The organism is Streptomyces sp. NPDC047130, from assembly GCF_040643475.1.
Taxonomy (GTDB): Bacteria; Actinomycetota; Actinomycetes; order Streptomycetales; family Streptomycetaceae; genus Streptomyces.
The window spans coordinates 23,449-49,406 of record NZ_JBEYUK010000028.1 but is presented as its reverse complement, the minus strand read 5'-3'; the positions used below and the strand labels follow the sequence as shown (position 1 = coordinate 49,406).

24 protein-coding genes are annotated in these 25,958 nt (G+C 75.2%); 14 read left to right on the top strand and 10 right to left on the bottom strand.

Features of this window, described 5'->3' with window-relative positions; all coding sequences use genetic code 11:
• The first annotated feature begins 55 nt into the window (after window positions 1-55).
• Complete coding sequence (locus ABZ836_RS25875) at window positions 56-424, top strand: hypothetical protein (RefSeq protein ID WP_361145959.1); 369 nt, start codon at window positions 56-58, stop codon at window positions 422-424.
• 66 nt (window positions 425-490) lie between these two features.
• Window positions 491-1,243 (top strand): alpha/beta fold hydrolase, encoded by a 753-nt coding sequence (locus ABZ836_RS25870; RefSeq protein ID WP_356135041.1) that lies wholly within the window; start codon window positions 491-493, stop codon window positions 1,241-1,243.
• A gap of 196 nt (window positions 1,244-1,439) precedes the next feature.
• On the opposite strand, the gene ABZ836_RS25865 is transcribed toward ABZ836_RS25870, so the two are convergent.
• The 3 genes from ABZ836_RS25865 to ABZ836_RS25855 form a co-directional block, all read right to left on the bottom strand.
• Complete coding sequence (locus ABZ836_RS25865) at window positions 1,440-1,658, bottom strand: EF-hand domain-containing protein (RefSeq protein WP_356135039.1); 219 nt, start codon at window positions 1,656-1,658, stop codon at window positions 1,440-1,442.
• 135 nt (window positions 1,659-1,793) lie between these two features.
• Entirely contained in the window at window positions 1,794-2,513 is a 720-nt protein-coding gene (locus ABZ836_RS25860) for a VOC family protein (RefSeq protein ID WP_361145954.1), read from the bottom strand.
• A gap of 26 nt (window positions 2,514-2,539) precedes the next feature.
• Window positions 2,540-3,157, bottom strand: a complete 618-nt coding sequence (locus tag ABZ836_RS25855) for a TOPRIM nucleotidyl transferase/hydrolase domain-containing protein (protein ID WP_361145951.1) — start codon at window positions 3,155-3,157, stop codon at window positions 2,540-2,542.
• Between the two features lie 390 nt (window positions 3,158-3,547).
• Between ABZ836_RS25855 and tuf the strand changes: the two genes are divergently transcribed.
• The 4 genes from tuf to ABZ836_RS25835 all read left to right on the top strand — a co-directional run bounded on the left by tuf (window position 3,548) and on the right by ABZ836_RS25835 (window position 7,018).
• Window positions 3,548-4,717 carry an elongation factor Tu gene (gene tuf, locus ABZ836_RS25850; protein WP_361145948.1) on the top strand — a complete coding sequence of 390 codons (1,170 nt, stop codon included), beginning with the start codon at window positions 3,548-3,550 and terminating at the stop codon, window positions 4,715-4,717.
• A gap of 96 nt (window positions 4,718-4,813) precedes the next feature.
• A complete protein-coding gene (locus tag ABZ836_RS25845) occupies window positions 4,814-5,365 on the top strand; it encodes a putative immunity protein (RefSeq protein WP_361145945.1) in 552 nt (183 codons plus the stop codon).
• 57 nt (window positions 5,366-5,422) lie between these two features.
• The gene (locus tag ABZ836_RS25840; protein ID WP_356135029.1) at window positions 5,423-6,520 is read left to right on the top strand and encodes an AI-2E family transporter; all 1,098 of its coding nucleotides are present in this window, start codon (window positions 5,423-5,425) and stop codon (window positions 6,518-6,520) included.
• A 72-nt stretch (window positions 6,521-6,592) separates the two neighbouring features.
• Window positions 6,593-7,018, top strand: a complete 426-nt coding sequence (locus ABZ836_RS25835; RefSeq protein ID WP_356135027.1) for a DUF1801 domain-containing protein — start codon at window positions 6,593-6,595, stop codon at window positions 7,016-7,018.
• A gap of 413 nt (window positions 7,019-7,431) precedes the next feature.
• On the opposite strand, the gene ABZ836_RS25830 is transcribed toward ABZ836_RS25835, so the two are convergent.
• A complete protein-coding gene (locus tag ABZ836_RS25830) occupies window positions 7,432-8,208 on the bottom strand; it encodes a helical backbone metal receptor (RefSeq protein ID WP_361146027.1) in 777 nt (258 codons plus the stop codon).
• 220 nt (window positions 8,209-8,428) lie between these two features.
• Window positions 8,429-11,152 (bottom strand): hypothetical protein, encoded by a 2,724-nt coding sequence (locus ABZ836_RS25825; protein ID WP_361145940.1) that lies wholly within the window; start codon window positions 11,150-11,152, stop codon window positions 8,429-8,431.
• 173 nt (window positions 11,153-11,325) lie between these two features.
• On the opposite strand from ABZ836_RS25825, the gene ABZ836_RS25820 reads away from it, so the two are divergent.
• From ABZ836_RS25820 to ABZ836_RS25805, 4 genes are all read left to right on the top strand, one after another.
• Complete coding sequence (locus ABZ836_RS25820; protein ID WP_361145937.1) at window positions 11,326-11,538, top strand: hypothetical protein; 213 nt, start codon at window positions 11,326-11,328, stop codon at window positions 11,536-11,538.
• A gap of 174 nt (window positions 11,539-11,712) precedes the next feature.
• On the top strand, window positions 11,713-11,922 hold the full coding sequence (locus ABZ836_RS25815; RefSeq protein WP_361145934.1) for a hypothetical protein: 210 nt from the start codon (window positions 11,713-11,715) through the stop codon (window positions 11,920-11,922).
• Window positions 11,923-12,211: 289 nt separating this feature from the next.
• Window positions 12,212-13,324: a ribosome small subunit-dependent GTPase A gene (gene rsgA / locus ABZ836_RS25810; protein WP_356135021.1), complete on the top strand. Its 1,113-nt coding sequence runs from the start codon at window positions 12,212-12,214 to the stop codon at window positions 13,322-13,324.
• Window positions 13,325-13,553: 229 nt separating this feature from the next.
• Window positions 13,554-14,771, top strand: a complete 1,218-nt coding sequence (locus ABZ836_RS25805; RefSeq protein WP_356135019.1) for an SGNH/GDSL hydrolase family protein — start codon at window positions 13,554-13,556, stop codon at window positions 14,769-14,771.
• A gap of 67 nt (window positions 14,772-14,838) precedes the next feature.
• Here ABZ836_RS25805 and ABZ836_RS25800 read toward each other — a convergent pair whose 3' ends face one another.
• Window positions 14,839-15,333 carry a DUF456 domain-containing protein gene (locus tag ABZ836_RS25800; protein WP_361145930.1) on the bottom strand — a complete coding sequence of 165 codons (495 nt, stop codon included), beginning with the start codon at window positions 15,331-15,333 and terminating at the stop codon, window positions 14,839-14,841.
• Window positions 15,334-15,509: 176 nt separating this feature from the next.
• On the opposite strand from ABZ836_RS25800, the gene ABZ836_RS25795 reads away from it, so the two are divergent.
• The 3 genes from ABZ836_RS25795 to ABZ836_RS25785 all read left to right on the top strand — a co-directional run bounded on the left by ABZ836_RS25795 (window position 15,510) and on the right by ABZ836_RS25785 (window position 19,693).
• On the top strand, window positions 15,510-17,162 hold the full coding sequence (locus tag ABZ836_RS25795) for a protein phosphatase 2C domain-containing protein (protein WP_361145927.1): 1,653 nt from the start codon (window positions 15,510-15,512) through the stop codon (window positions 17,160-17,162).
• 92 nt (window positions 17,163-17,254) lie between these two features.
• Window positions 17,255-18,997: a pyruvate dehydrogenase gene (locus ABZ836_RS25790; RefSeq protein ID WP_356135013.1), complete on the top strand. Its 1,743-nt coding sequence runs from the start codon at window positions 17,255-17,257 to the stop codon at window positions 18,995-18,997.
• Window positions 18,998-19,117: 120 nt separating this feature from the next.
• Window positions 19,118-19,693, top strand: coding sequence for an ATP-binding protein (locus ABZ836_RS25785; RefSeq protein ID WP_361145924.1), 576 nt, complete (start codon window positions 19,118-19,120; stop codon window positions 19,691-19,693).
• Between the two features lie 153 nt (window positions 19,694-19,846).
• Here ABZ836_RS25785 and ABZ836_RS25780 read toward each other — a convergent pair whose 3' ends face one another.
• Together ABZ836_RS25780 and ABZ836_RS25775 are read right to left on the bottom strand one after the other, a co-directional pair.
• On the bottom strand, window positions 19,847-20,839 hold the full coding sequence (locus tag ABZ836_RS25780) for a DUF2637 domain-containing protein (protein WP_361145921.1): 993 nt from the start codon (window positions 20,837-20,839) through the stop codon (window positions 19,847-19,849).
• A 246-nt stretch (window positions 20,840-21,085) separates the two neighbouring features.
• Window positions 21,086-21,934, bottom strand: coding sequence for a (2Fe-2S)-binding protein (locus tag ABZ836_RS25775; protein ID WP_356135009.1), 849 nt, complete (start codon window positions 21,932-21,934; stop codon window positions 21,086-21,088).
• A gap of 177 nt (window positions 21,935-22,111) precedes the next feature.
• On the opposite strand from ABZ836_RS25775, the gene ABZ836_RS25770 reads away from it, so the two are divergent.
• Complete coding sequence (locus tag ABZ836_RS25770; protein ID WP_361146024.1) at window positions 22,112-22,897, top strand: GntR family transcriptional regulator; 786 nt, start codon at window positions 22,112-22,114, stop codon at window positions 22,895-22,897.
• 110 nt (window positions 22,898-23,007) lie between these two features.
• On the opposite strand, the gene ABZ836_RS25765 is transcribed toward ABZ836_RS25770, so the two are convergent.
• Together ABZ836_RS25765 and ABZ836_RS25760 are read right to left on the bottom strand one after the other, a co-directional pair.
• Window positions 23,008-23,811 (bottom strand): hypothetical protein, encoded by an 804-nt coding sequence (locus ABZ836_RS25765; protein ID WP_356135120.1) that lies wholly within the window; start codon window positions 23,809-23,811, stop codon window positions 23,008-23,010.
• Window positions 23,812-23,972: 161 nt separating this feature from the next.
• Window positions 23,973-25,730: a PucR family transcriptional regulator ligand-binding domain-containing protein gene (locus ABZ836_RS25760; RefSeq protein WP_361145917.1), complete on the bottom strand. Its 1,758-nt coding sequence runs from the start codon at window positions 25,728-25,730 to the stop codon at window positions 23,973-23,975.
• Window positions 25,731-25,958 lie beyond the last annotated feature (228 nt).

Genomic DNA, 25,958 nt, shown 5'->3' with positions numbered 1-25,958 from the left:
AGGTCAGAGGGATACCCGGACGACCCCGGGGCTGAGGCTCCCCTAGGTTCGCCGCATGGAGCAGGAACTGTGGGAGCGGATGGGCGAGGCCGCCCGCGCCGAGATCGACGCCGTCGTCCGCCAGGGCATGGTGGTCCGGGCGGTCCAGGTGGTGCGGCAGGCGCTGCCCGGCGAGCGCGTGGGGATCCACCAGGCCCTTGACCTGGTCGGACGGCGCCACCCGGGCGCTCGGGGACCTCGTCCCCCGCCCGGAACCCGACCCGCTGGACCTCCCGTCCCTCTGGACCGCGCCGCCGCCCTGCCGGGGAGGGTGGTGGCCGTGGAGGCGCTCTGGGACGGCGACACCGTGCACGACTGGTTCGTCGACCTGGTCGCGGTGGCGGACGCCCCCGACGACCAGGCCCCGCGATGGCGGGCCCGGTGACCGGGCCCCTGCGGGGGCGGTGCGATGATCGGGCCGCGGTGTGCAGTCGAACGGAAGGCAGGGGCCATGACCGAGCGCCCGAAGAGGACCGCCTGGATACGCAGGTTCCACACCGCGGCCGAGGACGCGCCGCACGTGGTGCTCTTCCCGCACGGCGGGGCCGGAGCCACCTACTACCACCCGCTGTCCCGCGCCCTGAAGCCCGACGCGCAGGCACTCGCCGTCCAGTACCCGGGGCGGCAGGACCGGATCGCCGAACCGTGCGTCGCGGACGTCTGCGAGCTCGCGGACCGCGTCGCCGAGGAACTGGAGCCCTGGGCCGACCTGCCCCTGGTGCTGTTCGGCCACAGCCTCGGCTCGGCCGTCGCCTTCGAGACCGCCGTACGGCTGGAGCGGCGCGGGGCGAAGGTCCGCGCGCTGTTCGCGTCCGCGCGCCGCGCCCCCGCCCGCCCCCTGGGCCACGAGCCGCCGACGCTGGAGACCGACGCCGAACTGCTCGGCATCCTCGAGCGCCTCAACGGCGACGGCGGGACGCCCGTCCCGGACGACCCCGCCTTCCGCGAGCTGGTGCTGCCGACCGTCCGCAACGACTTCCACGCCAGCAACCACTACCGCGCCCCCGCGGGCCTGCGGCTCACCTGCCCGGTCACCGCCCTCGCCGGCGAGACCGACCCGGCGGTGGCCGTCGCCGAGGTCGAGCACTGGCGGGACCACACCACCGGCCCCTTCCGGCTGCGGACCTTCCCGGGCGGCCACTTCTACCTCGACGACCGGCTCGAGGAGATCCGCGCGGAGATCGTCGCGGCCACCACCGCCTGAAACGCTTCGACACGACCGGCCGGAACCCGCGAGGGCCGCGCCCGTGCTACGCCTCCTCGTCCGCACTGCGGAACCGGTTGCACGAGGCGCCGAGGCCGAGCGCGACCAGCGGCTCGCCCGCGCCCGGGCGGCACCCGCGGCGCGGGCGAGGGCCCGGGCGGCGGGCCCGGGCGCGGGTGGCGTGGAGGCCGGGCGGTCAGCCGTTCATCGCGGCCCAGAACTCCTCGAAGGACATCTGCCGGTCGCCGTCGGTGTCCAGCGCGTCGATCAGGTCCCGGGCCTGCTCGGCGGTGATCTCGGAACCCTCCAGCTCCGAGACGACCTGCCGGTACTCCTCCGCCGTCACCTGGCCGTCGCCGTCCAGGTCGTACCGCTCGAAGACCGTACGCGCCGCGTCCTTCACGATGTCCGTCATGGCCCCTCCTCTGTGATCTTGACCGGACCCAGGCTAGGGCCTGCCCGCCGCAGCGCGCACGCGGGTCACGGGGCCCGGGCGCGCGCCCCGGCAGCCGCAGCGGCACAGGCCCCGGCAACGGCGGCGGACCGGCCGCTAGGGGGCGGCGCGGAGGGTGAAGTCGTTGCCGTCGGGATCGGTCAGCGGCACCGTCCGGCCGTCCTCCGCCGCCGCGCCGCGGCGCGCCCCGAGGGCGGTCAGACGGGCGGCCTCCGCCTCCAGGTCGCCGCCGGCGGCGACGACGAGGTCGAAGCGGATCCGGTCCCGGCCCGACCGCGGCATCAGCGGCGGCCCACCCCAGGTGATCTTCATCCCGCCGGCGGGATGCTGGACCGCCGTCTCCTCGTTCTCGTCCCAGACCAGCGGCCAGTCCAGCGCCCGGCTCCAGAAGTGGCCGACCGCCCGGGAACCGTCGCAGGACAGCGCGCCGACGGGGCCGCAGCCCGCCAGGAAGCCGTTGCCCGGCTCGATGACGCAGAACTCGTTGCCGTCCGGGTCGGCCAGCACCACGTGTTGCTCGTCCGGCGACTGGCCCACGTCGGCGTGGCGTCCGCCGAGCTCCAGCGCCCGGGCCACGGTCTCCTTCTGCCCGTCCGCCGACGCGCTCGTCAGGTCGAAGTGCAGCCGGTTCCGCGCCGACTTGGGCTCCCGCGTCGCGACGAACCGGAGCGGCAGACCGGTCGCGTCCGCGGGGAGCACCACGACCGCGCCGTCGGCGTCCTCGCGGAGGCCGCGGCCGAGCAGGCCCGCCCAGAACCCCGCGAGGCGGGACGGGTCGAGCGCGTCGAGGGTGAGCGCGTGCAGGTGGGAGGTCATTCCTCGTCCGTCTCCGTTCGGGGCGTTCACAGGCTCGAGAAGAGGTCCTCGAGCGGGGCCGGCACGTCGCCGGGGCCCAGGGCCTCGGTCAGGACGCGGCCGTAGTGGATCTTGCGGCCCTTGCGGGTGCCGAGGAAACGCCGCAACTGCCCCTCCACCGGGCGGCCTTGCTGGGCGGGCTGGCTCCGGAAGGTCTGCCAGGCGCGCATCTCGCCCTCGGCCCGCACCGTCTCCTCGACCCGTTCCGCGCCGAGCGCGCGGATCAGCTCCTCCTCGAGGTCCGCCGTGCACACGAAGACGTCCCGTTCCGGCGCGCCCGCCCGCTCCAGGCCGCGGCGGTAGTAGGGCTCTTCGCGCTCGTCGCAGAGGCCGGTCAGCCGCAGACCCAGGCCGGGAGGACCGAGGACCCGGGCGAAGTGGCCCGCGTTCATGGCGCCGTTCATCGACAGCGCGCACACGCCCTCGGCCGCCAGGTCACGTCCGCGCCGGGCGGCCAGCGCCTCCACGGCGGCCAGGTCGCTCGGCCCCTCCAGCAGCACCGCCGTCCGCAGCCGCAGCCGGGCCGCCGACTCGGCCGCCGGCCCGGCGGATCCGCCGGCCGCCCAGGCCGCGACCGCGTCCCGGAACGTCGTCATCTCCGCCATGCGCGCGAGTCTGCCCCACCGGCGGCAACCGGGCACCTGAATAACCTCCGGGCGCCGTCCGACGGCACTGCGGCGACAGCCCCGCGGAAAACCGGTCGACGCCCGACGCCCGCCTCCGGCATGCTCCCCGGCATGGACCGGCACGCCTTCGCCCTCGTCGCAGCATCCGCGGTCGCGGATGCCTCGAAGGCTGCCGTGACGTTCCCCGCGGTCCCGCTCCTCGCGGCCGCCGACGGCGCCCGAAGGTGACCCTCCCCGGACAGAACTTCCGGCGGACCCCGTAGGGGGAGGGTCGGAGAACCACCTCCCGGGGTCCGGCCGGCCCGCGCCCGTCGGACGGGCGGAGGGCCGGGACGTTCACGCCATCCCACGCCATCGCGAGGAACAGCCATGCCCAAGACGGCATTCGTGCGCACCAAGCCACACCTGAACATCGGCACCATGGGGCACGTCGACCATGGCAAGACCACCCTCACCGCCGCGATCACCAAGGTGCTCGCCGACCGCGGCGCCTCCCGCTACGTCCCGTTCGAGCGCATCGACCGGGCCCCGGAGGAGGCCGCGCGCGGCATCACCATCAACATCGCGCACGTCGAGTACGAGACCGGCACCCGACACTACGCGCACGTCGACATGCCCGGCCACGCCGACTACGTGAAGAACATGGTCACCGGCGCCGCCCAGCTCGACGGCGCGGTACTGGTGGTCTCCGCGCTCGACGGGGTGATGCCGCAGACCGCCGAACACGTGCTGCTCGCCCGGCAGGTGGGCGTCGAGCACATCGTCGTCGCCCTGAACAAGGCCGACGCGGGCGACCCGGAACTCACCGACCTGGTGGAGCTGGAGGTCCGCGAGCTGCTGAGCGCACACGGCTACCCCGGTGAGTCGCTGCCCGTCGTGCGGGTCTCCGGGCTCAAGGCCCTGTCCGGAGAGCCGCGCTGGGTGGAGGCCGTCGAGGCGCTGCTGGACGCCGTCGACACGTACGTTCCGATGCCCGAGCGGCACCTGGAGGCGCCGTTCCTGCTGCCGGTGGAGAACGTCCTCACCATCACCGGGCGCGGCACCGTGGTGACCGGCGCGGTGGAGCGGGGCACGGTCCGCACGGGTGACCGGGTCGAAGTCCTGGGCGCGGGCCTGGAGTCGGTGGTCACCGGACTGGAGACCTTCGGCCGGCCCATGGACTCGGCGCAGGCGGGCGACAACGTGGCGCTGCTGCTGCGGGGCGTGGCCCGGGACGCGGTGCGCCGCGGCCACGTCGTCGCCGCGCCGGGAAGCGTCACGCCGAGCCACCGGTTCACCGCTCGGGCGCGGCTGCTGTCGACGCGCGAGGGCGGGCGCCGCACCCCGGTGTCCACCGGCTACCGCCCGCAGTTCTACATCCGCACCGCGGACGTGGTGGGCGACGTCGACCTGGGCGAGGCGGGCACCGCCGGGCCCGGGGAGACCGTCGACATGACGGTCGAGCTCGGCACCGCCGTCCCGCTCGAGCCGGGCCTCGGCTTCGCCGTCCGTGAGGGCGGCCGGACCGTCGCCGCGGGAACGGTCACCCAGGTGCACTGAGGCCCACGGCGGGCCCACCCTGTCGCCGGGGCGGGCCCGTCGTGACGTCGCCGCCCCGCCGGTCGGCGCCGCGGGAGGATGCCCGAGGATGGCGTCATGACGCGGAAGGCGGACGAGACCGAGATCGAGCTCACCCGACAGGACCTCCGCGAGGTGACCGGCTTCGCCGCCGCCTGCGCGCAGACGGTCCTCGCGGTCTTCGAGGAGGAACGGCCGGACGACCCGCGCCCGCGCCGGGCGATCGAGACCGCCCGGGAGTTCGCCGACGGCGGGGAACGCGGCAAGGCGCTGCGCGACACCGCCTGGGCCGCGCTCAAGGCCGCCGGGGAGGCGGACGGGCCCGCCGCGCGGGAGGCGGCGCGGGCCGCGACGGCCGCGGCCGGGGCCGCCTACCTGCACCCGCTGGCCAAGGCCACCCAGGTCAAGCACATCCTCGGCTCGGCCGCCCACGCGGCACGGGCCGCCGAACTCGTCGCCGGTGACGACCGCGGCGTCGGCGAGGACCACGTGCGGCGGGCGGCGGACCGGGCCGCCCCGGCCGTCGTCGACGTCCTCCGCCGCTACCCGCCCGCCCCGGCGGGCGGGGGTCGCACCGGCGAACTGCTGCGCCTCCTCGACGTGCTCCTGACCGGCGGGCGGGGCGAGTGACCGGGCAACCGGGGAACCCCTCAACACCGCGCCGGGCCAACCCCTTAGAGTGATCCCATGCCTCCCAGGTTGAGTGCCACGCGGACCCGCACAGCGCTGCACACGTCGGCGCGTACCTCCGCCGACCTGTTGTTGATCGGTCTGGTGCTGACAGCGGCGCTGTGGCTCCTGGGCCGCATGTGGCCGGTGCTGTGGCCGCTGGTCGTCGCCCTCTTCCTCACCACGCTCACCTGGCCCCTGGCGCGCTTCCTGCGGCAGCACCGCTGGCCCGCCGCCCTGGCGGCCTCCGTGGTGACCGTGCTGTCGCTCGTCATCGCGGCCGGTGTGCTGGCCCTGATCGCCGTGCCGGTGACCTCCCAGTCCGAGGAACTGGTGGACGGGGTGGTCGCGGGCCTCAAGCACCTGCGCGAGTGGGCCGCAGGGCCCCCGCTGAACATCGAGGACGCGGAGATCACCCAGGCGCTCGACTCCGCGGTGGAGCGCGTCCAGGACAGCATGGGCTCCGCGGTGTCCGCCGTCGTGACCGGCGTGGGCACCGTGATCAACGGCGTCGTCACCGCCGTGCTCGCCGTCTTCCTCATGTTCTTCTTCCTCAAGGACGGCCCGCGCTTCCTGCCCTGGCTCACCCGGCAGCTGCCCGGCCGCCTCTCCGTCCACGTGCCCGCCGTCGCCGAGCGCGGCTGGGACACCCTGGGGGCGTTCATCCGCTCGCAGGCGCTGGTCGGGATGATCGACGCGGTCCTCATCGGCATCGGCCTGTGGATCCTCGACGTGCCGCTGGTGCTGCCGCTGTCGGTGCTGACCTTCGTCTCGGCGTTCGTGCCGGTCATCGGCGCCCTCTTCGCCGGCTTCGTGGCCGTCCTCATCGCCCTCGTCTCCAACGGCCTGACCGACGCGCTGATCGTGCTGGCGATCATCGTCGGCGTGCAGCAGCTGGAGGGCAACGTCTTCCAGCCCATGATCCAGAGCCGGGGGCTCGGACTGCACGCGGCGGTGATCCTGCTGGCGGTCACCCTGGGCGGCAGCCTGGCCGGCATCGTCGGCAGCCTCCTCGCCGTGCCGGCCGCCGCGCTGATCGCGGTGGTGTGGAACTACGTCCGCGAGCAGCTGAGCGAGCCGGACCCCGAACCGGACAGCGGCGCCACCGCCGTCTGACCGCCGCCCGGCGGGTCGGCGGCCGGATCTCCCGGCCGGGCGGGGCCCGCGGGCGACGGTTACGATGCCCGCATGGACGACGGCGCATCAGGGACACCGCCGCTGCTGTCGGGCGGCAATCCGCGCATCCCGAAGGGTGACGGTGACGGCCCGGTCCAGGCGTACCTCGACGCCATGCCCGGCTGGAAGCAGGACGTGGGCCGGCTCCTGGACGGCCTCGTCGTCCGCACCGTGCCCGCCGTGCGCAAGGCGGTGCGGTGGAACTCGCCGTTCTACGGCGTCGAGGGCAACGGCTGGTTCCTCAGCTTCCACTGCTTCGACAGGTACGTGAAGGTCACCTGGCTCAACGGGCGGTCCCTGGACCCCCTCCCGCCGGGCAGCTCGAAGCACGAGCAGGTGCGCTACCTCGACATCCGCGAGGACGAGGAGCCCGACGAGGAACTGCTGGTGAGCTGGATCCGCCAGGCCGCCGACCTGCCCGGCGACGACCTCTTCTGACCTCCCGTTCCGCAGGCCTCGCGGCCGCCCGGGCCCCGTGGCAGCCCTGGCCCCCGGCCGCCCAGGTCCCCGTGGCCGCACAGGTCCCCCGCCCGCCGCGCAGCAGGACCAGCACGGCCCCGAGCGTGGCCAGCAGGTGGGCGGCGCCCATCCCCGTCGCGGTCACGGCCGCCGGGCCGGCGTGCTCGTGCACGTGGACGGGAACCGGCGACGCGTGCCGCACCGGCCCGGTGCCCGGCTGCGGGCCGGGATGTCCGGCCCGCCGCAGCGGCAGGAGGTGCAGGGCCAGGTGCAGGAGCACCTGCTGCGCCCCGCGGGACACCGATGCTCGGTGTGGGGGTGGTGGGAGTCACCAGTGTGCGGGAGGGGGGCGGGGGAGGACCGAGGCCACATCCGGCCGGAGTGATGGCCGGTCAGCCCGCCCGGGGCCGGCCCGAGGTCGGTGGGCCGAGCGTGGAGACGAGGTCGGCCAGCGTCGTGCGGGCCCGCGGCAGCGACGGCCCGTACCAGGTGAGCAGCCGGCCGCTGACCAGGCGGGTCGGCGTGCGGGCGAAGACCTCCGGACCGTCCTCGGCGGTGAACACGTACGGCTCGTCCGGCAGGAGGACGGCGTCCAGGCCGAGCCGGTCGATCTCCTCCGGGCCGGTGTGCGGATAGCGGTCCGGGTGGCCGGCGAAGGCGTTGGCCAGGCCCGCCCGGCGCAGCAGGTCGCCGGCGAAGGTGGACCGTCCGACCACCATCCAGGGGTCGCGCCAGACCGGCACCACGACCGTCGCGGCCACGGGCGGGAGCGGGCCGCTCCACAGCGACCGGGCCGTGGCGAGCCAGCCGGGAACGGGCGCCGACAGCGCCTCGGTGAACAACCGTCCGAGCGAGTCGAGGGCCTGGGGCAGGGTCTCGACGACGGTCACCCACACCGGGATCCCCGCCGCGCGCAGCCGGGCCACGTCCAGCTCCCGGTTCTCCTCCTTGTTGGCGATCACCAGGTCCGGCCGGAGCCGCGAAATCGCCGCCCGGTCGGGGTTCTTGGTCCCCCGCACCCGCGCGACGTCGAGACCGGCCGGCCGGGTGCACCACAGGGTCGCGCCGACCAGGACCTCCGGCACGCTCCCGGCGACCGCCTCGGTGAGGGACGGCACCAGGGACACCACACGCCGCGGCGGCCGGGGGAGCCGCACGGGCGTCCCCATGTCGTCGAGGTACGTCGGCACAGCGGTCAACGTAGCGGGTCGCGGCACCGGCCGCGAACGCGGGTCCGCCCCGCGCCGGGTGTGACGCACGCCACCGGTCGAGCGGTCGGGAAGTCGGGTGAGCGGGCATGGTCCCCGCCCGCCGCCGGGGACGGCTGAGCCGCCGGTCCGTCGCACCCCGGTCCCGGGGAACGCTCGGGTGACCCGGCCCGAGACGTGCCTAGTCGGCCGGAGCCCGTACGACCGTGATCCAGCCGCCGATCGCGTTGTGGCCTCTGTCCGGCTCGTGGCCTTCGCGCGGGGGCAGCCAGGGGCCGGCGGCGGCGCCGTCGGGGGTCAGACCGTACAGGATCAGCAGGCCGGCCCGGTCCGGTTCGCCGCGTTCCTCGTACACCTGGGCCAGCGCACCGACGGCGGAACGCTCGCCCGCGTCGATCGCCGTGCGGCACAGCCGCTCGGCCTCTTCCGTGTCCCCGGCCTCCTTGCGCGACCAGGCCAGTGACAGCAGCGCCGGGGCGTAACCGCCCTCTGCCGCCCGCCGGTACAGCCGTTCTGCTCCGGCCGGGTCGTCGCACTGCCGCCTGCGCTGCGCGAGCCACGCGACGACGTGCAGGTCCCCCTCCTCCGCCGCGGCCAGCAGCACGGCCTCGCCCGCGCTCTCCCCCTCGGTCTGCCGTGCGTGGTCGGCGAGTACGGCGAGGCCCTGCCGGCGGACCAGGTTCTCCCACCCCGACAGGCGTACGGTGTGGGCCGGGGACACCCCGCCCAGGTCGGCGGCCTGTCGCGCCATGCGGCGTCCCTCGGGCGCGTCAACAGCGATCACGAGCTGGGCCATGATCGCCATGGTGAAGAAGTCGCCCAGTTCCGCGGCCTGTTCCGCCGCGGCCACGGCCGCCGCCACGTCCTGCTGGTCGGCGAGTTTCATTCTCGCGAGCTCGAAAGCGGCACCGGCGTCCCCGGCGGCGATCGCCTGCCGGAACAGCCCCTCCGCCGCCGCTCCGTCCCCCGCGAGCATGCGGCGGCGACCCAGAAGGGTCAGCGCCTCCGCGTCGCCGAGCGCCGCGGCCCGCAGAACGAACCGTTCCGCCTCCGCGTCGCCGCCCGTGAGTCCCGGGGTCTGCGCCAGGTACAGCAGGCTCTGCGGGTCGTTCGTGCGCACGATCTCGGGGACCAGGCCGAGCGCGCCGTCGAGATTCTCGTCCTCCAAGTGCCAGTCGGCGAGTGTCATCAGAGCACCGGTGTCACCCGCGGCGTGGGCCTTCATGAGGAGGGCGACGGCCTCCGGGTGGCAGCCGCGATCCCTGCGGAACTGCGCCATGTCCGCCCAGGCGGATGCGTGCCCCTGCTCCGCCGCTCGTCGTCGCAGGTCGTCGGCGACGCGGTAGCGGCCCCGGTGGGCGGCGGCGTCGGCGAGTGCGTCCAGGTCCGCGGCGGTGCCCGCGCCCTGTGCGGCCGCCTCCCAGAACGGCGCGCCGGGGCACAGGTAGGAGCGCGTCGTACGGCCGTGGTGGTCGAGGTAGTCCGCGAGCCTGCGCGTGCCCGGTCGCGCGCCCATCCCGCCGGGACCGGGTACGCCGCCGAGCGGCGCGACGACGCCCTTGACCCGCGTGCCGGCGTGGGCGAGCGCCTGCCGGAACCAGTCAGGGGCGGCCTCGGCGCGCTGCGCCTCGCCGAGATAGGCGGGGGCGGCCGCGCGCAGGAAGACGTCGGACAGTTCGGGTCCGTGCCCGAGGCGGCGGGCGTCCATCGCGGCGCTGACCACCGCCCTGCCGTAGCAGGCCGGGACGGAGTCGGACGACTCGTGGAACGCGACCAGTTCGAGGCCCGCCGCCAGCGTCTGCGTGAGCGCCCCGTCCCTGCTCGTCAGTGCCGCCGTGGACAGCGAGGGATCGGCTGTCCTTCCGAGATCCCGCATCACGTCGGCGGGGAAGTCGGCCGAGACGTGCACGACGACCCCCGAGGTCAGCAGCGCACGCGCCTGCGCGTGCGGGTCGCGCAACGACCTCTCGGGCCGGGTGAGCAGAGCCTTCCGGTGTTCGGGCCACATGGTGGCGATCACGACCACCGGTCCCGGCAGCTCCAGCAGGCCCCGCAGCCGCGCGGCCGTCTCCTCGCCCCGGGCCCCGGTCAGGAAATCCTGTCCCTCGTCCAGCCACAGCACGGTCCGGGGACCGATCACGTCCGCGGCGAGGAGCGCCAGAAGGCTGTCGGAGCCCTTGGGGAAGGCCAGGTCCCACTCCGGCAGGCAGGCGCGCACCGCCTCGTACGCGGTCCGCGTCTTGCCCGTGCAGGAGTCGCCCTGGACGACGGTGAACAACGTGTCACCGTCGCGCGCGGCCCGGTCGAGGAGCGCCCGCAGCCGCCGGTCATGGTCACGGGGGACGTAGGCGGGCAGGACGAAGGCGGCCCCGTGGCCGGGGTCGGGCCTGCCGGAGATCGCCGGGTGCACGCCGAGTTTCCGCGGTTCCCAACGGGCCACAGGACGGGGCAGGTCGGGCAGGTCCGGGCTGCCGCGCCGTTCCTGGCACCCGTCGTGCGGTCGGCCGAGGCTCGCGGCCCGCACCGTCTCCCCGGTCAGCCGGGCACGGCCCTGGGCCACCGCCGTGTGCAGGGCGCGCCAGGTGTCGTCGTCGAAAAGGTCGCGGTCGGCGTCGGTGATTCCGCCGGGGCGCCGCGACGCGGCGTCGCGCAGGACGCCGACCACGCCGAGCAGATCCTCCAGCCGCTGCGGCAGCCGGTTGCCCTTCAGCCACTCCCCGACGGTCGTCTTCGCCCGGCCCCCGGCCGCCCGTGCGAGGACGGCGAGGCTCGGCTGCCCGTCCCGCCGCACACGCGCGTGAACGTCACCGAGCCTGCGCAGCCGGGCGAAGAGAGCGTCCTGTGCGCCCTCCCCGCCGCGCGATCCGTCCGGCAACCCGTCCTCCGCGTCCAGTCCGTCCAGCACGGGGCACCGGACGCCTCGTCGATACTAGGCCGCCCACCGGGCGCGATGTCCGGTGCGCGGCCGAACCGACCCGAACGGTCGCGCAACACCCCCGCTGGACAGGGACGTTGGACCTGCCACGCCGACCGGCGCGGCACCCATGACGCAGTCCTTCCGCCCCACTGGAGTCCGCAATGCCACAAGTCCTCGTCCAGGTCGTCACCTTCCTCACGCCCGTCGGCACCCTGGTGCTGCTGGCCCTCCTCCTGGGCTTCGCCGGGGTGGTGTTCCCCGCGGTCTGGTCGCACCATCCGTACCGCCGCGAAGCGGCCCACCGAGTCCTCGTCCTCCTGCTCCGGGTCGCCCGGGAGGGCCTGAGGGCGGTGCGGACGCTGTGGTCGCGCTGACAGAGGCCGGTGCGCGTCTCGGTGAGCAGGAACCGGCGGGGCGGTGACGCGGGGCGGGGGAGCGGGCCCGTCGCAGGCCGGGGGCCGTCACGGCGGGCCGCAGTAGTGCGGGGCCACCGTCACGGTCGTCGAACCGGATGCTGTCCACCCCAGGTCGACCTCCCCGCCCTCGACGTGCTGACCGCGACGACCAAGGGCGGTCACGACACCCGGCGCACGCGTCGGCGCGACGACGTGACGCAGTTGCTGTGGACGCTCGCCGTCGAGTGGACGGACGGCGAACGACGCCGTGTCACCGTCCGGTCCGACCAGCGGGCGTACCCCTTCGCGGCGGCGGTCGGCCGATCCCTCGACGCCATGCTGAGCGCCGGCCCCGCCCGTTGAGGACGCCGCAGAACGCCCGCACCGGCCGCGGGCAGGGGGCGCGGACAAAACCTGATGCGCGCGATCGTCGGCGGGTCTAGACTCTGCCGTGTTCGCGAGGCACTCGGTGAGTGCCGTTCGCTCGAGTCGAGGTTCTTCCGGGAGGTGTGACCGATGGCTGTCTCTGTGACGGGCCTTGCCCGCGTCCAGCAGTTCGTTCCGTTCACCCCCGTGGCCTCCGGCTGACCTCACCTCTTCCTCGCGCGTCGATGGACGCGCCGTGCCGGGGCCGCCCTTCGAAGGGTTTCCCTTGAATCCGTCTTCTCTTTCGTCTTCCCCGCTCTCGTCGCACCCGCTCGCCCGCTTCGGCTGGGACGAGGGGTGGGAGGCCGAGTTCGCCCCGTACGCCGCGCAGGGACTGGTGCCCGGACGCGTGATCCGGGTGGACCGCGGGCAGTGCGACGTGGTCACGCCGGAGGGCGTGGTGCGCGCGGACACCGCGTTCGTCACGCCGCACGACCCGCTGCGGGTCGTCTGCACCGGTGACTGGGCCGCCGTCGACCCGGTCGGCGGGGAACCGCGGTACGTGCGGGAGTACCTGCCGCGGCGGACCGCGTTCGTGCGGTCCACCTCGTCGAAGCGGTCCGAGGGCCAGGTCCTCGCCGCGAACGTGGACCACGTGGTCGTCGCCGTGTCGATGGCCGTGGAGGTCGAGTACGCCCGCATCGAGCGGTTCCTGGCGCTGGCCTGGGAGTCGGGGGCGCAGCCGCTGGTGGTGCTGACCAAGGCCGACCTGGTCCCCGACCCGGTGACGCTCGGGCACCTGGTGGAGGACGTCCAGGGGACGGCGCCCGGGGTGCAGGTGCTCGCGGTCAGCGCCGAGACCGGGGAGGGCGTCGACGTCCTCGCCGCGACCGTGGCCGGCGGCACCACCGTGCTGCTCGGGCAGTCGGGCGCCGGGAAGTCGACGCTCGCCAACACGCTCCTCGGCGAGGACGCGATGACCGTCCAGGCCGCACGCGACGTGGACGGGAAGGGGCGGCACACCACGACCACCCGCAACCTGTTCGCGCTGCCCGGCGGCGGCGTGCTGATCGACACCCCCGGGCTGCGCGGTGTCGGCCTCTGGGACGCCGGGCGGGGCGTCGGGCAGGTGTTCGCGGAGATCGAGGAGCTGGCCGCGGACTGCCGGTTCCAGGACTGCGCGCACGTCGCCGAGCCCGGATGCGCGGTGCTCGACGCGCTCGACTCGGGTGAACTGCCCGAGCGGCGGCTGGAGAGCTACCGGAAGCTGCTCCGGGAGAACCAGTACATCGTGGCCAAGACCGACGCCCGGGCCCGCGCCGAGATGCGGCGGGAGTGGAAGCGCCGCGGGGCCGAGGGCCGGGCCGCGATGGAGGCCAAGCGGGGCCGGGCGCGCTAAGGCCTGTCCGCGGGCGGGGCGGCGGCCGAACGGGCTACCGCCACCCCGCCGACTTCGGGCTAAACCTCCGCGACCGCCCCTCGTGCGGGTGTATCTCGACGACGCGACCGACACGCTCCGTGTCGGTCGCGTTACCGTGTGACACCTTCGGGTGCGCCGGGCGCACGGCTGTCGTGTGCCCGGGCTCACCTGACGCATGGCCAACTGAACAGTGCGGAGGACGGAACACATGGTCAAGGCGGTACGGGTCATCGTGGCGCTGCTGCTGCTCCTGCTGGGCACCGCGCCGGCCCACGCGGCGACGCCCGACCGCCGGGGGGCGACGGAGAAATGGACCGGGACCTGGGCGGCCGCGGCCTCCGGCACCGCGCTGCCGCTGCCGGGCGCGTCCATCCGCAACGTGGTGCACACCAGCGTCGGCGGGACGACGGCCCGGGTCCGGCTGTCCAACCGGCTCGGCGTCCGTCCGCTCCACCTCGGCTCGGTCACCCTCGCACTGCAGGAGCACGGCTACTTCCCCCGGCCGGACGCCGTGCCGGGGACCATGCGGCAGGTGCTCTTCGGCGGCAGACCCACGGCGGTGGTCCCGGCGGGGAAGGAGATCGTCAGCGACCCGGTCCGCCTCCAGGTGCCGGGTGACTCCAACCTGCTGGTGACCGTCCACACCCCGCACGACGACGGGCCGGCCACCTACCACCGGATCGCGAAGCAGACCAACTTCCTCGCCTACGGCGCCGACCGCACCGCCGACGTGGGCGGCGCGCACTACACCTCGACGGTGCGTTCCTGGTACTACGTGACCGGCGTCGACGTGCGGACCGCGCGGGCCGCAGGGAGCGTCGTGGCCCTCGGGGACAGCCTGACCGACGGCGTCGGCACCACCCCCGACAGCAACCGGCGCTGGCCGGACCGGCTGGCCGACCGCCTCGCCACCCTGCCGCCCCGGCACCGGCTCGGCGTCCTGAACGCGGGCATCTCCGGCAACCGCGTCCTCAACGACCGGTCCGGACCGAGCGCGCTCGAACGTCTCGACGCCGACGTGCTGCGGCGCAGCGGGGTGCGCGCGGTGATCGTGCTGGAGGGCATCAACGACGTGATGACCGACGCGGCCGGCCGGGAGGGGATCAAGGCCTACCGGAAGGCCTACCGGACCATCGCCGAGCGGGCGCGGGCCAAGGGCATCCGGGTCATCGGGGCGACCCTGACGCCGTACGGGGGGCACCTGGCCCACACCGCGCAGCGGGAGGCGCTGCGGCAGCAGGTCAACCGGTACATCCGTGAGGAGGCGCCGTTCGACGCGGTGGTCGACTTCGACGCGGCGGTCCGCGACCCGAAGCGGCCGGACCGGATCCGGCCGGCGTTCGACCCGGGGGACCACCTGCACTTCAACGACGCGGGGATGCTGGCGCTGGCCCGGGCGGTGGACCTGAAGGCGCTCAGGGGCTGACGCGGGGCCGACGCGGCGCCGCTCACTCCACCAGGCGTCCACCAGGGCGTTCACCGCACCTGTACCTTCACTCCACCAGGACGGTGACGAGCCAGGCGCCGAGGACCAGGAGCGCGGCGTACAGCTCGATCAGCAGCGCCGTGCCGCCGGAGCGCATCAGGCTCCGTACCGCCGCCCTCGCCTCGCGGGGGCGGCGGCGCTCGCCGAGGCGCTCGTGCAGGTAGAGACCGGCCAGGAAGCCGGGGACGGCGCCGAGGACCGGCACCAGGAAGAAGCCGAGGAACGCGCCCGCTCCCGCCCAGCCGCGCAGGGACGGCCGGTGTCCCAGGGCGGTGGTGCGCGGATCCTGCCGGTGGGTGAGCTGGGCGCGCAGCAGCTGGGCCAGCAGGAGCAGCAGGGTCGCGCCGACCAGGACCGCCCAGGCGGCGGGGCGCGGATCGTTGAGCGCCCACCACAGCACGCCGGCCCACACGAGCCAGGACCCGGGGACCCCGGGCGTCACGACCCCGCAGAGACCGAGCAGGACGACCGCCCCGGCCAGCAGGAGTTCCCACGCTCCCATTCCTCCAGGGTGCCGGAGTCGGCCGGTGTGTGCAGGGTTCGGCGCGACTGTCGGCCTTCGCTCCGACTTCGGCCGGATGTTCGGGTTGTCGACCGGCCATGTGTTCCGGCGGCGGGGCCGCGCACGGATGTGGTGGGGCCGGTTTCAGACGCGTGGCGCGGTCGAAGATTAGGAGCATGAGCCAACAGGGGGAGACGCCCACCGGCCGCCGGGACGAGGACGCGTACGAGGACGACTGGTGGGGCCAGTTGTACGACGGCACCGCCGGTGACACGGGGCCCGCGGCGGCTCCCGACTCCCTGGACGACCGGTTCGCCTCGGTGGCCGGCACGGTCGGCGACGGGATGCCGACGGACGGGTCGGGCCTTCCCGCGCCGCGCCCGGAACCGGGGGCCCAGGCGCCGTCCGCGCCGCCCGCGGGAGCGGAGTGGGGCGGCTTCGCGCCCCGCACGGACACGGACCCCCGCACGGACACGGACCCCCGCGACGGTGCGGGCCCCCGCGACGGCGCGGGCCCCGGCCCCGCGCGGGACGCGACCGCGGAGCCGGAGGACACGCCCCCGCCGTCGGACCAGGTCGGTCCCGTGCCCGGCACCGTGCCCGGCGGCGGGAGCGGGTCCCAGGGGCGCGGTGACACGACGGCCCAGGGACGCGGGGACGCGGCGCCGGAACCGGCGCCGGAGCGGGAGCCGGGTTCGGTGCGGGACGCGGAGCCCGAGCCGGAGCCGGGCCCCGCGCCGGACGCGGGCTCCGCGTGGGAACCGGCACCCGGGCGGGCGGCGGACGGTGAGCCCTCCGGCGCGGGCGCCGACGTCACGGCGGGTCGGGCCGGGGACGGCGCGGAGGATGCCGCGCCGCCGCCCGACCGGGAGACCCTGGACCTCTCCGGCGGCCGGGGCGGCGGCCCCGTCACCTACGTGGGGGAGGAGCCGCCGAGCTACGACCCGGAACCGACCTCGCTGCCGATGGCGGATCCGGCCGCGCTGGAGGACCTGGTGCCGGACACCGTGCTGGACGGCGCGCGGCACGGCGCGCTGACCCTCCGCGCCGCCTCGGTGCGCGGGGACTCGGCCCGCTACCGGGGCGAGGTACGGCGGGACGCGCTGCTGACCGCCCGGTTCGGCGTCGGCGACCGCGCGCTCGTGCTGGTCGCGCAGGCCACCGGCGCCCGGGCCACCCCGGAGGGGCAGCGGGCCGCGACCGCCGCGTGCCGCTGGGTGGGGCAGGCCGTGGGCCGCAGCGCGGCCCGGCTCGCCGAGGACATCCGCGAGAGCCGCGGCGCCGACCTCAGGGCGGGGCTGCAGCGGCTCACCGACCGCACCCTCGGCCGGCTGCGCGCGGCAGCCGCCGAGGAGGGCCGCGACCCCGCCGTGGACGAGGCGTCGCTGCGCTGCCTGCTGCTGCCCGCCGACCCGGACTGCCGCACCCGCGTGTTCTTCGGCGTCGGTGACGGCGGACTCCTCCGGCTGCGCGATGGCGCGTGGGAGGACCTCGAACCCCGCCCGGCCGCCGCCCCCGGCGTGAAGCCCGCGGAGCTGACCATGGACCTCGGCATAGCGACACCCCCCAGCCCCTACCGGCCCGCCCCCGAACCGCCGCGCGAGCCGTTCCGGTTCCGGACCTGTGTCGCCCGGCCGGGTGACCGGCTGCTGATGTGCGGAGCGGGCCTCGCCGAACCACTGGCCGGGGAACCGGCCCTCCTCGCGCACCTGGGGCGGCGGTGGTCCGCGCCGGAGCCGCCGGGGGTCGCCGACTTCCTGGCGGACGTGCGGGTGAGGGTGAAGGGTTACGCCGACGACCGTACGGCGGTGGCCGTCTGGGAGGCGTGATCCCGCGCCGCGTGGATTGATGGTCCCCAGGCGGGGGACACGAGCGGTCCGGACACGGATCGTCAGCACGCAGCGAAGGGGCACGCCGACCCATGGCCAAGCAGAACGTCGCCGAGCAGTTCGTCGACATCCTCACCCGCGCCGGGGTGCGGCGGATGTACGGGGTGGTCGGCGACAGCCTCAATCCCGTCGTGGACGCCGTCCGCCGCCACAAGGGCATCGACTGGGTGCATGTGCGGCACGAGGAGGCCGCCGCCTTCGCGGCCGGCGCCGAGGCCCAGATCACCGGGCAGCTCACCGCCTGCGCCGGCTCCTGCGGCCCCGGCAACCTGCACCTGATCAACGGCCTCTACGACGCCCACCGCTCCATGGCGCCGGTGCTGGCGCTCGCCTCCCACATCCCCTCCTCGGAGATCGGACTCGGCTTCTTCCAGGAGACCCACCCCGACCGGCTCTTCCGCGACTGCAGCCACTACAGCGAGATGATCTCCAGCCCGGCGCAGATGCCGCGGCTGCTGAACACCGCCGTGCAGCACGCGGTGGGCCGCGGCGGCGTCAGCGTCGTCACCCTGCCGGGCGACATCGCCGACGAACCCGCGCCGGAGGGAGCGTACGACACGGCGCTGGTGACCAGCCGGCCGTCGGTCCGGCCCGGTGACACCGAACTCGACGCGCTGGTCGAGATGATCGACAAGGCGGACAAGGTCACCCTCTTCTGCGGCGCCGGGTGCAAGGGCTCGCACGAGGAGGTCATGCGGCTCGCCGAGCTGCTGAAGTCGCCGGTGGGGCACGCCCTGCGCGGCAAGGAGTGGATCCAGTACGACAACCCCTACGACGTCGGCATGAGCGGCCTGCTCGGCTACGGCGCCGCCTACGAGGCCACCCACGAGTGCGACCTGCTGATCCTGCTCGGCACCGACTTCCCGTACAACGCCTTCCTCCCCGACGACGTGCAGATCGCCCAGGTCGACGTGCGCCCCGAGCACCTCGGACGCCGCTCCCGGCTCGACCTCGCGGTGTGGGGCGACGTCCAGGAGACCCTCCGGTGCCTGATCCCGCGGGTGAAGCCGAAGAAGAACCGCCGGTTCCTCGACAAGATGCTGAAGAAGCACGCCGACGCCCTCGAGGGCGTGGTGAAGGCCTACACCCGCAAGGTGGACAAGCACGTCCCCATCCACCCCGAGTACGTGGCCGCGGTCCTCGACGAACTCGCCGACGACGACGCCGTGTTCACCGTCGACACCGGCATGTGCAACGTCTGGGCGGCCCGCTACATCACCCCCAACGGGCGGCGCCGGGTGATCGGTTCGTTCTCCCACGGCTCGATGGCCAACGCGCTGCCGATGGCGATCGGGGCACAGTTCACCGACCGCCGGCGGCAGGTCGTCTCGATGTCCGGCGACGGCGGATTCGCCATGCTGATGGGCGAGTTCCTCACCCTGGTGCAGCACGACCTGCCGGTGAAGGTCGTGCTCTTCAACAACTCCTCTCTAGGGATGGTGGAGTTGGAGATGCTGGTCGCCGGACTTCCCTCGCACGGCACGGCCAACGCCAACCCCGACTTCGCCGCCGTGGCCGAGGCCTGCGGGGCCTTCGGCGTGCGGGTGGAGAAGCCCAAGGACCTCCCGGGCGCGCTCAAGGCCGCCTTCCGGCACAAGGGTCCCGCCCTGGTCGACGTGGTGACCGACCCCAACGCGCTGTCCATCCCGCCGAAGATCAAGAAGGAGATGGTCACCGGCTTCGCGCTCTCGGCGTCCAAGGTGGTGCTGGACGGCGGTGTGGGGCGGATGCTCCAGATGGCGCGCTCCAACCTGCGCAACATGCCGCGTCCCTGACATTTCCCGGCCCCCACCCGGTCCCGCGCCGGAACGGGATGAGTGCCGCGTTCCGGACGCGGGCATGCATCCCGTGAACGTGTTCGAGGACGGGCGCGACGAAGCGCCGAACGGGGGGTCATGAAGAGGCAGGCAGGAGAGGCGGGCGTCTCCGCCGTCGCCGACGCGGCGGAGCCGTCCACCGGAGCGGAAGCGCGACCGGACCGACGGGCGGCCCGGCCCTCACCGGCCGCACGGCCACGGCCCCGGCCCCGGTCACCGCTCCGCATACGCCGGGCCCGGCTCAGGCAGCGCCTGCGCCGCGCCGACCTGGGCGCGGTGCCCCGGGCCCGGCGGGCGTTACGGGAACTGATGCGGTGCGAGGTGCCGGGCCGGCCGCTGGACGGCGAGGTGCTGGAGACGGCGGAGCTGCTCACCACCGAGCTGGTCACCAACGCCCTGGTGCACACCGGCCGGGGCGCGGTGCTGAAGGTGACCGTGACCGGGCGTCGACTACGCGTGGAGGTACGGGACTTCGTCCGCCACCGCCCCTCGTGTCTCTCCGGCGACCGGATGGCCGACGACGACGCCACGGGCGGCAGAGGCATGCTCCTGGTCGCCACCCTCGCCGATTCGTGGGGGATACGGGGGCACGCGCTGGGCAAGTCGGTGTGGTTCGAGCTGGCCTGCGGCACCGCGGGGCAGGTCCGCGCCTGACCCCGCCGACGGCCGCGGCGCCGGTCCGGGCTCGCCCGCGGGGCTGCCGAGGCCCGGGACACCGGTCCCGGCAGCCGCGGGCGCCCACCCGGCCGACCTCGGCGACCTCGGCGACCCGGCCGATCCCGCTCACCGGAGGGGCGGGACCGGAGGTCAGCCGAACTGCTGCTCCAGGTCCTTCAGTTTGCGCTCCAGCGTGTCCAACTGCCGCAGGGCCATGGTGTCCTCCTCCGGGGCGGGGAGGGAGGGGCGGCTGCGCAGGGGCAGTTGTTCGGGCTCCGATGCGGCGGCCGGGCCGGCGCCGTCGGCGCGTTCCAGTTCCACCTGCGGGGTCCGCTCCGGCAGCGCGGCCGGGGCGCGGCCGCGGCTGACCGCCTTGAGGTGGGCCCGCTCCACCCGCTTCTGCTCACGCCGGCGCCGCCGTGTCTGCTCGCGCACGCGCTTGTCCTCGCGGACCTCCTCCACCGCCTCGTCCAGGCTCCGCACGCCCTCCAGCAGCATCAACGACCAGGCGCGGTAGGTCTCGCGGGGGGCGCGGAGCCAGCGCACCGCCCGGATCTGCGGCAACGGCCGCGGGATCAGGCCCTGTTCGCGCAGGGCGGCGCGTCGGGTCTGCTTGAGCGCGCGGTCGAAGAGGATGGCCGCGGACAACGACATGCCCGCGAAGAAGTGCGGCGCACCGTCGTGGCCCAGGCCGCGCGGGGCGTGCACCCAGTTGAACCAGGCCGCCGCGCCGGCGAACAGCCACACCAGCATCCGCGACCCCAGGGCCGCGTCGCCGTGGCTGGCCTCGCGGACCGCCAGCACCGAGCAGAACATCGCCGCCCCGTCCAGGCCGAAGGGCACCAGGTACTCCCAGCCCCCGGACAGGCCCAGGTTCTGGCGGCCGAACCCGACCAGGCCGTGGAAGGAGAGCGCGGCGGCCACCGCGGCGCAGCAGAACAGCAGGACGTACGACGCGGTCCCGTAGACGGCCTCCTTGCGCCGCCGCCGTTCCTCGCTGCGCTCCCAGGAGTCGTCCGAGGAGGCCGGGCCCGCCGCCGACGCCTTCCGGCCTCGCGCGAGCACCGCCACCGCCGCCAGCGCGCCGAGGAGGAGCACGGCGCCCGGAAGCAGCCAATCCAGCGAAACGTCGGTCAATCTCATCGGTGTCCCTTGCGTCGGGCTTGCGTGGGAGGGCGTAACTGCCGGCCATGTTGGCCCAACCGATGTGACCCGTAAGGGGTTTCGGGTCAAGAGGAACCGAGGGGGTGGTGGTGGAGGGCGGGTTGGCCACCCTGGACTCGAACTGTCGTGCAGGCGGCGCGAGTTGTGTTCGACGGAGCTGCACCCGACGGGGTGATGCGGCGGCGGCCCGGCTGACGGGCGGCCGGGCGCACATCCGATCAGATGTCAGGCGGCCTGGACCGCCGTCAGCTTGGCGATGCGGTCGGTGTCGCAGGTGCGCGGGCAGGTGACGCAGGTGCTGTTCTCGGCCAGCGTGTAGGCCAGGCAGCAGGAGACCCGGTCACGGGTGGTCAGCGCCTCGCCGCCGGGGCCGGGCAGCTCGCGGAAGCTCGCCGCGCCGGGCAGCGGGAGGGTGGCGCCGGGCAGCATCCGGCCCAGCTCCTCGATCGCCCGCCGCTCCTCGCCCAGCAGGTTGCCCACGTACCACAGTCCCTCGACCAGTTCGTCGGTCACCATGCCCCACAGGGAGCGGCCGCGGCGGCGCATCCTCGGGCCGAAGACGCCCAGGACCGGCCCCAGGTGCTCGGCGGCGGCCGCCCGCACCTCGGCCCGCAGCGCGTCCTCGTCGGGCACGACCACGGCGCCGGGCAGCGAGGCCGCCGGGTCGCCGGGCAGGCAGGCGAAGCTGCGCGGACGCACCGCGATCCGGCCCGCCGCCAGGTTCACCGCCACGTCGTCCACGGTGAGCCGCGGAACCCGGCGGGTCAGGAACGCGGGGACGGTGAACAGGACGCAGACCGGCCAGGCGTACCGGTGCAGGGCCAGCGTGGCGCCCACGTCCGGGCGCGGAGGCCGGCCGTAGTACTCCTCGATCCTCGCCCCGTCCCTGGAGAGCAGCTCCGCGACCACGGGGCCGTCCTCGGTGAACCGGGCGGACAGGGCCCAGCCGGGTTCGGCGTCGGGGAGCTCGCAGGGCAGCGGTGCGCCGGGCGCGACTTCCGTCACGGTCAGGCTGGGGACCACCTCGGCGAGGCGGTCGTACGTGTCCTGAAAGGCCGAGGTGGCAGAGGGCACGACGGACTCCCGTTCCCGTGAGCATGGATGCGTTGGCAGGTAAGCCTTACCTTACTCATAGAGATCGGGGCTGGGAACACCGGCGTGCTGCACCTATCGTGCTGGGAGTCCGGAACGAACCGGAATCCGACGCCACGCCACGTTCAGGAGGTCCCCGTGGAGCAGGCACGTCCGCGCGTGCGGGCGGACGACGCGGCACGGCCGTGGCGTGACGCCGCGCAGGAGAACGCCGCGGAGGGCGCCGCCGTGCGCGGGGAGCACACCCACGGCGGGGCGCGCCGGTCCGACGGGCCGCCGCTGCCCGGGCCGCGGGAGGCGCATCGGCGGCCCGTGGTCCGGCGCGCCTCGGTGCGCGAGCAGGTCCTCCGGGCGCTGCGGGCCGCGCTGCTCTCCGGGGAGCTCGAGCCCGGCGAGGTGTACTCCGCCCCGGTGCTGGGCGAGCGGTTCGGCGTGTCGGCGACGCCGGTGCGCGAGGCGATGCAGCAGCTCGCGGCGGAGGGGGCCGTCGAGGTGGTGCCCAACCGCGGGTTCCGGGTGGCCGAGCGCGGCGCGCGGCAACTCGCGGAACTGGCCGAGGTACGGGCCCTGCTCGAGGTGCCGGTGGTGCTGCGGCTGGCCCGCACGGTCCCGGCCGAACGGTGGGACGAGCTGCGACCGCTGGCGGAGCGGACGATGCTGGCCGCGTCGGCCGGCTGCCCGGCCACCTACGCGGAGGCCGACCGCGTCTTCCACCGCGCCCTGCTCTCCCTCGCCGGCAACGCCGAACTGGTGCGGATCGCGGACGACCTGCACCGCCGCTCCCAGTGGCCGCCCGTCCACGACGGCTCCCCGGCGCGCGGCCAGGGCGACCTGGTCGCCGACGCGGCGGAGCACGGAGCGCTGCTGGACGCCCTGGCGGCGCGGGACCTGGACGTCGTGCGGCGGCTGGTGCGGGAGCACTTCGCGGGCGCGGACGACCTGTAGCGGTCTGCCCGGCGGCCCCGCCGGCCTTGTCCTGCCGCGCCGACCGCCGGGACCGCGGCCCCGCCGGCCTTGTCCCGCCGCGCCGACCGCCGGTCCCGCCGCGCGCCCGGTCAGGCCGCGCCGTCGGTCGCGACCGGCTCCTCGGCGGGGGCGGCGCCGTCGGCCTCCAGCTGGGGGGCCAGCCAGGTCGGGACCCCGCCCAGCAGCCGGTGCAGGCGGCGGGCCTCGGCGCGCAGCCGGCGGGCCTTGGGCGCCGTCTCCGTCTGGGCGAGGGAGACCAGCGCGGGCGCCGTCCCCACCAGGTAGCCGATCTCCTCCCGCAGCCGCAGGGACTCGGCGAAGCCGTGCCGCGCCTCGGCGACGTCCCCCTCGCTCAGCGCCAGCGCGGCCAGGTGCCGCCAGGTGCACGACAGCAGCAGCGGGTCCGGGTGCGCGGTGGCCCCGGCGTGCGCCCTGCGGTAGGCGGCCCGGGCGGCCTGCGGGGCGTGGGCGAGGTTCTGGGCGACCAGGCCGCGCCGGAAGTCCAGCAGGGCCCGCCGCGGCGTCCCGGGCGGGATCAGCGCCGCCGCGCGGCCGAGCGCGGACCGTGCCTCGTCCGCCCGGTCGCGCACCCCGTGCAGGGTGGCCGCGTAGGCGAGGTACCCCCGCTCGCAGGCGGCCGCGCCGCGCTCCTCGCCGGTGCGGGCCGCCGCCTCCGCCGTGCGCAGGGCGTCCTCGGCGTCGTCCCAGCCCAGTTCGGTGTACAGGCAGCGCTCCGCCAGCAGCGCGGCGCGCTGCAGGGCGTCGTCGGGCGTGTCGTGGGGAAGCAGGGCGGCGGCGTCGGTCCAGCACCCCCGGGACCTCAGACGCCACACGGCGCTCCGGACGGACTCCTCGCCTGCGGTCGTTGCGCTGGCCGTTGCGGAACCGGACATGGCGGAGTACGCCACGTTGCCCTCCCCGAGCACGCCGTCATCGAGCCGGATGTGGTGGTGGCGGAATCTCAGCACGATTCAGATGTTCCGGCCAAGAGGTCGGGTGAAACATTTCACAAAGTGGCCGGACGGCGTGCGCCCCCGGCGGAGGCGCGCGAGGGTCAGCTCATCCGCAGGGCGAGGAAGAAATCGAGCTTGTCCTCGAGCCGCGAAAGGTCACGGCCCGTCAGTTGTTCGATGCGGCCCACCCGGTAGCGCAGGGTGTTGACGTGCAGGTGGAGCCGCGCGGCGCACCGGGTCCAGGAACCGTCGGCCTCCAGGAAGGCCTCCAGGGTCGGGATCAGCTCGGCGCGGTGGCGGCCGTCGTAGTCGCGCAGCGGGTCCAGCAGCCGGGCGGTGAAGGCGCGGCGCACGTCGTCCGGGACGAACGGCAGCAGCAGCACGTGCGAGGCCAGCTCCTGGTGGCCGGCCACGCAGACCGCGCCGGGACGGGCGGCGGCCACCCGGCGGGCGTGCCGGGCCTCCTCCAGCGCGCCGCGGAGCCCGTCGGCCGAGTGCACGGCGGCGCTGACGCCCAGCGTGACCCGGCCCTCGTCGCCGAGGCCGGCGGCCAGCGGCTCGCGCACGGCGGCGAGCAGCGACTCGGCCGACAGGCCCTCCGGCCGCGGGGCCGCGTCGTCCTCGGCGGAGCCGGAGCCGGAGCCGGTGCCGGCCCGCCCCGTGGTGCCGTCGTCCGCGGCCGGGAGGAGCGGCACCAGGGCGACGGCCTCCTCGCCGGAGACCGCCACCGCCAGCCGGTCGGAGGGGTCGGGGCCGGACACCGCCGGGTCGACGAGCAGTTCCTCCAACAGCGCCTGCGCGGCCCGTCCGCCCGCGGCGCGGTCCTCGGCGCCCTGCCACTCCACGCGGGCCACCACCACCTGCCAGTTCGGGGCGGCGTCCGCGCCCGGCAGCAGCACCGGGGCGGCGATCCGCAGCCGGGCGGCGATCTCACCGGGCGCGGCGCCCGCCTGCACCAGCTCCAGCAGCTCCTGGGCCAGCCGCCGGCGCACGGTCCGGGCGGCGTCCCGGCGCTCGCGCTCCACCGCCACCAGCTGCGTCACCCCGTGCACCAGGTCCAGTCTCGCCTCCGGCCACTCGGCGGCGTCCGCCTGGACGGCGAGCAGCCAGTCGGACAGGGACGGGCCCGCCGGGGCGGTCTCCCGCCGCTCGCGCGGCGGCCGGCCGGAACGGTCCGCCCGGGCGGCGGGACGGACCGGGAAGAGCGAGTACACCGTCCCCCCGGACGTCACCCGGAACGGCGCCCGGCGGCCCGCGCGCTGGGCGGCCAGGTGCTCCGCGGCCAGGCGGGTGCGGACCTCGGGGGAGAGCTCCGGGCCCGCGCCCTTCGGCCCGGCGACCAGGCGGCCGGCGGGGGAGAGCACCCAGGCGCGCAGATCCAGGTCCGAGCCGAGCAGCTCCAGGACCACGTCCGGACCGCCGCCGGCGGTGCCGCCGGTCATCATCCGGCGGTGCCGGTCGACCACCGCGGCCAGGTCCCCGGCCCGCTCGCCCGACACCTGGCGCACCACGTGCTCCGTGATGCTCGCGAACGCGACGGACTCGTCCACCGCGAACAGCGGCAGCCGGTGCTTGGCGCAGGCGTCCACCAGATCGTCGGGGATGCCCGCGAGTTCCGCCTCACCGGCCGCCAGGGCCGCCACACCGGCCTCGGCGAGGATGCGCACGAAGCGCTCCGAGTCGGCCGGCCCGTGGCGCCACAGCAGGCCGGTCAGGACCAGCTCACCACCGCTGATGTACCGGCTGGGGTCCTTCAGGTCGGTGGTCATCACGCCGCGCACGGCGCGGTCCAGCTCGTCCTCGCCGCCGAGCAGCCGCAGGCCGAGCCCGGGGGTGTCCAGCAGTGCGCGGAGCCGCATTCCAGTCGCCGCCGTTCGAGTCTCGAGATCTTGGGGGGAGGGAGGCGGCGGTGTTTCCGGATGGAAACACCCAGATGTCACGCCTGCCTCTTTCATACGAATCTACAAGATGGACGTCCCGGCCAACGAATTCCTTCGTGTTTTCGGCGACTGACCCGGGCGGGTGACGGAGCGGTGTACTGGGCGCACCGAGCGTCTACACGTATCGGACCACCTCTTTCACGCGTC

Excerpts from the sequence above, each read along its gene's own strand:
- ABZ836_RS25875 (WP_361145959.1), top strand. The coding sequence starts at position 56 with ATGGAGCAGGAACTGTGGGAGCGGATGGGCGAGGCCGCCCGCGCCGAG.
- ABZ836_RS25870 (WP_356135041.1), top strand. The coding sequence starts at position 491 with ATGACCGAGCGCCCGAAGAGGACCGCCTGGATACGCAGGTTCCACACC.
- ABZ836_RS25865 (WP_356135039.1), bottom strand. The coding sequence starts at position 1,658 with ATGACGGACATCGTGAAGGACGCGGCGCGTACGGTCTTCGAGCGGTAC.
- ABZ836_RS25860 (WP_361145954.1), bottom strand. The coding sequence starts at position 2,513 with ATGACCTCCCACCTGCACGCGCTCACCCTCGACGCGCTCGACCCGTCC.
- ABZ836_RS25855 (WP_361145951.1), bottom strand. The coding sequence starts at position 3,157 with ATGGCGGAGATGACGACGTTCCGGGACGCGGTCGCGGCCTGGGCGGCC.
- tuf (WP_361145948.1), top strand. The coding sequence starts at position 3,548 with ATGCCCAAGACGGCATTCGTGCGCACCAAGCCACACCTGAACATCGGC.
- ABZ836_RS25845 (WP_361145945.1), top strand. The coding sequence starts at position 4,814 with ATGACGCGGAAGGCGGACGAGACCGAGATCGAGCTCACCCGACAGGAC.
- ABZ836_RS25840 (WP_356135029.1), top strand. The coding sequence starts at position 5,423 with ATGCCTCCCAGGTTGAGTGCCACGCGGACCCGCACAGCGCTGCACACG.
- ABZ836_RS25835 (WP_356135027.1), top strand. The coding sequence starts at position 6,593 with ATGGACGACGGCGCATCAGGGACACCGCCGCTGCTGTCGGGCGGCAAT.
- ABZ836_RS25830 (WP_361146027.1), bottom strand. The coding sequence starts at position 8,208 with ATGGGGACGCCCGTGCGGCTCCCCCGGCCGCCGCGGCGTGTGGTGTCC.
- ABZ836_RS25820 (WP_361145937.1), top strand. The coding sequence starts at position 11,326 with ATGCCACAAGTCCTCGTCCAGGTCGTCACCTTCCTCACGCCCGTCGGC.
- ABZ836_RS25805 (WP_356135019.1), top strand. The coding sequence starts at position 13,554 with ATGGTCAAGGCGGTACGGGTCATCGTGGCGCTGCTGCTGCTCCTGCTG.
- ABZ836_RS25800 (WP_361145930.1), bottom strand. The coding sequence starts at position 15,333 with ATGGGAGCGTGGGAACTCCTGCTGGCCGGGGCGGTCGTCCTGCTCGGT.
- ABZ836_RS25795 (WP_361145927.1), top strand. The coding sequence starts at position 15,510 with ATGAGCCAACAGGGGGAGACGCCCACCGGCCGCCGGGACGAGGACGCG.
- ABZ836_RS25790 (WP_356135013.1), top strand. The coding sequence starts at position 17,255 with ATGGCCAAGCAGAACGTCGCCGAGCAGTTCGTCGACATCCTCACCCGC.
- ABZ836_RS25785 (WP_361145924.1), top strand. The coding sequence starts at position 19,118 with ATGAAGAGGCAGGCAGGAGAGGCGGGCGTCTCCGCCGTCGCCGACGCG.
- ABZ836_RS25780 (WP_361145921.1), bottom strand. The coding sequence starts at position 20,839 with ATGAGATTGACCGACGTTTCGCTGGATTGGCTGCTTCCGGGCGCCGTG.
- ABZ836_RS25765 (WP_356135120.1), bottom strand. The coding sequence starts at position 23,811 with ATGTCCGGTTCCGCAACGGCCAGCGCAACGACCGCAGGCGAGGAGTCC.
- ABZ836_RS25760 (WP_361145917.1), bottom strand. The coding sequence starts at position 25,730 with ATGCGGCTCCGCGCACTGCTGGACACCCCCGGGCTCGGCCTGCGGCTG.